Genomic DNA, 5,081 nt, shown 5'->3' with positions numbered 1-5,081 from the left:
CCTTCGTTCTCTCATCTCAAATGGATGTTTGAGTGGTTTCTCCGAAACACTAACTTTGATTTTGCGACTCTTCAAATGTACGGAGCTTTTTCAGAAATCAAATACTAGTCCTATAGTAGCATTAATAACTGCTTATGGCTAAATTAAAAAACGCCGAAACCCAAGTATTAAAGGTTTCTTATACTTTAGATGCGTTTGCCCTGCACAGCCGGGGAAGAACTAACGCCATGCCGCCGTACTCGACGGTGTCCATTCGATTCCACTAATACCTTGGCTTACTTGTTCTGCCCAAATTACTTGTCGTTTATCCTGTGTATCTTGCGCTCTTTTTCGGAACATATCGAATTATGATGAAGCTATTCAGCAGCTTATACAGCAATGTCTTTATTTACAAAAATCTAACTAAGCAGATTTAGTATTTTTCCACTGCTGATTTAATTCCTCTGGCTGACTGTTATGCTGATGGAATTCGTTCAATTGCATTTATTTCTAGAGAACGAATCAATTCCCGAATTATATCAGTTGCAGGTCTTCCGGTCGTTTGACAATATTTTTCCAGCTTTTTCGCTTCACTATCAGTTAAATTGATAGTGATTCGTTTTACTGCCCATTTTTTGTTCATAGTTTACTAAATTTTCATCCACTACATATTGGATCAAGCCAATTCCCCAAATCAACTTTTACAGGCAGGCTTTAACAATTTATACTAACCCTATTCTGTCACTCTCGGAAAACAATAATGGAAGCAAGATTCTGAAACTTTGGTTGAACCAAGCTTTGAACTTTTATTTTCTAACAGTAACTAAAATTTGTAGCCAAAACCTGAAAACTAAAGCTGCGGAAGGCTTACAGGGATTAGCTCCTCCCAGATTGACAAAACAGGGTTATTATGGCGGCATCAATGAATGGATACCAATGCCTCTGTTAAAGAATTTCTCTGGCTATGACCGGGATACCAAAAACTTTATTGACTCTGCACCAAGTAATAAGCAAACCTCTCAAGCTGAAACTAAGAAGTCAAGCACATCAACAACCCAAGCTCAACAGATGTTGGCGCTCTTAGAGAAGACGAAAGCCAATTCCATTGATGAGTTTATCCAAAATGAATTGAAATTAGACGGAGTTCCACCAGAGCTTATCCGAAAAGGAATCGAAAGATTGCTTCAGAGTTCACATCTTAAGTACAAATTCGACGGCTGCAATACTAATCAAAATTAAAATTTGGAGAAAAATATGCAATCAGTTCTAACTTTTCGTCATCACTACGGCATACCTTGATTGTCGGTGCGCCCTGCTCTGGTAAAGATGTTTTTACCAGCCACGCTATTAAAAACATCAAACAACAGCAACCCTCTGTTATTGTCTATGTAATCGACATAAAAGCAGATCCCAAAAAAAGCCACTACAGGCTGAAAATGGATAATTTGTTAGTCCAAGTAATATTACCAACAGTTAAAATAAGTTAATTTTATGAAAATTTGCTTTATTGTTAAAGCAAAACTTATCTATTGACATACAAAAGGTAATTTACATATACTCATATAAATCGAAATATAAGGGTATTGACTCGAAAAAAAGTTTTGTTTACAAAAATAGATTTTTGGCTCGCATTTGCGTCTTTAGCTCTGATTTTTCACGTTATATAGAACAGTTAAAGGGTGTCGGGTGTAATAAGCCTATATCTTTTCCCACTCAGCCGCACCCAACCGCCAACCCTTGGCTTGGTAAAGGTTTTAAAGCTTCCTGTGAAAAGTCAGGTTTTTAGCTAGGACTCTAATTTTATATCAAAGCAAGGCGAGCAAGCTATCCAGGCAGATATATAAAATTCAGTTAACTTGTATGACTACTTTTACTGAGTGGTTTGTTGAAATTACTAACGGTAAGCAACCTTTTCCTTATCAAAAACGTTTCGCCGAAGAACCAGAATTACCAACTTTGCTAAATGTGATTACTGGCGCTGGTAAAACCGCTACAGTTGTTTTAGGTTGGCTTTGGCGGCGAAGGCTTCATCCAGATTTGTCGGTTCGTCAAACTACTCCAAGAAGACTGGTGATTTGTCTACCTATGCGAACCTTAGTTGAACAAACTTATGCAGAGGTAGACAAATGGCTAAAAAAAGATGAATTGATAGGTGAAGTAGAACTTCACTTACTGATGGGAGGGGCTGTAAGCCAAAGTTGGGATATATGTCCAGAAAAAGACTGCATATTAATTGGCACTCAGGATCAACTACTTAGTCGCGCTCTCAATCGTGGTTATGGGATGAGCCGTTACCGTTGGCCGATCCATTTTGCTCTGTTAAACAATGACTGCCTATGGGTAATGGACGAAGTGCAACTGATGGGGGCAGGATTGAAAACTACAGCGCAACTTCAAGGTTTTCGAGAAGAATTTCAAACCTATGGTTGTGCCAAATCACTATGGATGAGTGCTACTCTTGACCCAGAATCGCTGTTAACAGTGAACTATCGCCCTGATTTAAGTAAGTTTCACACTTTAACAGAGTCAGATAAATCTCATCCGTTATTAAAAGAGAGAATAGAAGCTAAAAAGGAATTAGTTAAAGCTAAAACAACACTAGATAGTGATGGCAAAGGCTATGCTAAAGCATTAGCTCAGGAAGTAATTGAAGCTCATACACCCGATACATTAACTATAGTAATTTGCAATCGAGTCAGTCGCGCTCAAGAGGTTTATCAAGAATTACAAAGCCAAGGTGTGCCTGAGAAAGAACGATTTTTGATTCATGCTCGTTTTCGCTTGCAAGAACGTCAAAAGCTAAATAAAGAGCTACATACTTTTCAATCTGGTATTTTGGTAGCTACTCAAGCTATTGAAGCTGGTGTAGATATCTCTGCCCTGACTCTGTTTACAGAAATTGCTCCTTGGTCATCTATAGTTCAAAGAGTAGGACGTTGTAACCGTTATGGAGAGCATTCCAATAATGCCAAAGTATATTGGATTGATATTGATTTGAATCAGAAAAAGCATATCAGCCCTTATGAAAAAGGCGATTTAGTAGAAGCACAAGAACTTCTTAGTCCTCTAAAAGATGTTGGCCCGGAAACTTTGTCACAAGTTCAATCAAAGCCATCAGATTTTGAAGAGTTAATTCCTCGTAAGCATGACTTAATACAGCTTTTCGATACTTCAACAGATTTGGCAGGGCATGACATTGATGTATCACCATTCATTCGACAAACAGATGATACAGATATAGCGATCGCATGGCGAGATTGGTCAGGAGAATGTCCAAATATAGCAAAAGGAGCATTACTAAGGAAAGAACTATGTAGAGTTAGTATTGGTCAAGCAAAAGCTTTTTTGGAAAATCTAAGAAAGAAAAATAGTAATACTTGGATTTGGGACAGCTTACAAGGAGAATGGAAAAAATCAATCAATATTTATCCAGGAATGTTGTTACTAGTGCATTGTTCTAACGGCGGGTATTCAGAAACACTAGGCTTTACAGGTGATTTTAAAGATATACCGAAAGATATAGCGGATGAAGTCATTAAACTAGATAGCAATGATGAAGATCACTTGACAGATACAATTGGTAAGTATATCAGTTTAATCGTTCATTCTAATGATGTCGCCGATGAAGTTACAGAACTGTGTAAAAATTTTATAGAGTATGGTTTAAATATAAATTTATTAGAACGAACAGGGCGGTGGCATGACTTAGGTAAAGCCCATGAAGTCTTCCAAAAAGTTTTAACGCAAGATGACCCTGATATAGTAAAAGGAGGCCCTTGGGCAAAATCTGCTCAAAAATCAAGTATTAAATCAGAACGTCCAGGGTTTCGGCATGAACTAGTTAGTGCATTATTAGCACTACAGGAAAAAGAACCATTTTTACTAACTTACCTAGTTGCAGCCCATCACGGTAAAATTCGATTAACTATTCAACCACTTCCAAAAGAAAATAAACCATCAGAAAGCAACAGAAAGTATGCTCGTGGCGTTTGGGATAGAGATCCTTTTCCAGAAATTGATTTAGGTGATGGTTTAACTGTAAAAGCGCAGAATTTATCGTTAGCTTGTATGGAAATGGGAGAGCGCGAACATGGAGAATCTTGGACATCACAAGCAATTAATCTTTTGGACGAGTATGGCCCTTTTAAATTAGCTTTTCTAGAAACTATTATTCGGATAGCTGACTGGAGAGCATCAGCTAAGTATAACCCTGATATTTTACATTCAAACTAATGGCTGAAACTATTATTTTATCTGGATGTAGCCCTGAACCTTTATCTAACTATCTTAAAGCATTAGGTGTTTTACGTTTGATAGTTGAACAGAAGCAGGATGTAACAGCTAAAGGCTGTTGGAAGAATGATTATTTTACTTTAATTACTAATATCTCAACAAAACATTTAGTAGACTTTTTCTTACAAGAGTATAAGCCTACTCCTTTAGTAGCCCCTTGGAATGGTAGCACTGGTTTCTATCCTAAAGATAATAAGAAAACAATTGAATCTATAATTAATTCCCGAACAGAGCGATTAGCAGATTATCGAGAAACAATTACTATAGCTCAAGTTCAAGTAGATAAACTTAAGCTAGTTGTTCAACCAAAAGAGAAAGACGACAAGAAAAAACTAGTAACTAGATTGCGAAATAATCTTCCAGAAAAAGCCGTAAAGTGGTTAGATACTTGTACACTTATCAACACAGAAGATTTAAAATTTCCCCCTCTAACTGGCACAGGAGGTAATGATGGAAATTTTGAGTTTAGCCGGACTTTGATGCAGCAATTACAGGAACTAATAGATTTTCAGACTGGAGAGCCAAAAGAAAATGCTAACTTATTGCTGCAAGCTTCTCTTTTTAATAGTACAGTGCCAGGGTTATCGTTTACTGGCAAAATTGGACAATTTAACCCTATTGCTGCTGGTGGAGCAAATGCAGCCCCAGGTTATGATGCAGATTCTAGAGTCAACCCTTGGGATTATATATTAATGCTAGAAGGTATCATGCTCTTCACTAGTAGTGCTACTCGGCGTTACGAACAGTCTCAATCATCAGATTTCGCTTACCCTTTTACTGTTCGACCGTCGAATGTTGGTTATGGAAGC

The 5,081-nt window shown here is 37.5% G+C and carries 4 protein-coding genes; 3 read left to right on the top strand and 1 reads right to left on the bottom strand.

Translation table 11 applies throughout. The features are described from left to right. Positions 1–454 precede the first annotated feature (454 nt). Positions 455–622, bottom strand: a complete 168-nt coding sequence (locus H6G97_RS45080; RefSeq protein ID WP_190946947.1) for a ribbon-helix-helix protein, CopG family — start codon at positions 620–622, stop codon at positions 455–457. 143 nt (positions 623–765) lie between these two features. Between H6G97_RS45080 and H6G97_RS45075 the strand changes: the two genes are divergently transcribed. The 3 genes from H6G97_RS45075 to cas8g1 form a co-directional block, all read left to right on the top strand. Continuing rightward, positions 766–1,218: a hypothetical protein gene (locus tag H6G97_RS45075; protein WP_190946946.1), complete on the top strand. Its 453-nt coding sequence runs from the start codon at positions 766–768 to the stop codon at positions 1,216–1,218. Positions 1,219–1,839: 621 nt separating this feature from the next. After that, a complete protein-coding gene (cas3g, locus tag H6G97_RS45070) occupies positions 1,840–4,212 on the top strand; it encodes a type I-G CRISPR-associated helicase/endonuclease Cas3g (RefSeq protein WP_190946945.1) in 2,373 nt (790 codons plus the stop codon). Further along, positions 4,212–5,081, top strand: an 870-nt coding sequence (gene cas8g1 / locus H6G97_RS45065) for a type I-G CRISPR-associated protein Cas8g1/Csx17 (protein ID WP_190946944.1), incomplete at its 3' end; no start/stop codon positions are given. The genes cas3g and cas8g1, both read left to right, overlap by 1 nt.

The organism is Nostoc flagelliforme FACHB-838, assembly GCF_014698065.1.
Classification (GTDB): Bacteria; Cyanobacteriota; Cyanobacteriia; order Cyanobacteriales; family Nostocaceae; genus Nostoc; species Nostoc flagelliforme_B.
Note: the sequence above shows the minus strand (reverse complement) of the source record. Positions and strands in the feature narration are given on the sequence as shown.

Excerpts from the sequence above, each read along its gene's own strand:
- H6G97_RS45080 (WP_190946947.1), bottom strand. The coding sequence starts at position 622 with ATGAACAAAAAATGGGCAGTAAAACGAATCACTATCAATTTAACTGAT.
- cas3g (WP_190946945.1), top strand. The coding sequence starts at position 1,840 with ATGACTACTTTTACTGAGTGGTTTGTTGAAATTACTAACGGTAAGCAA.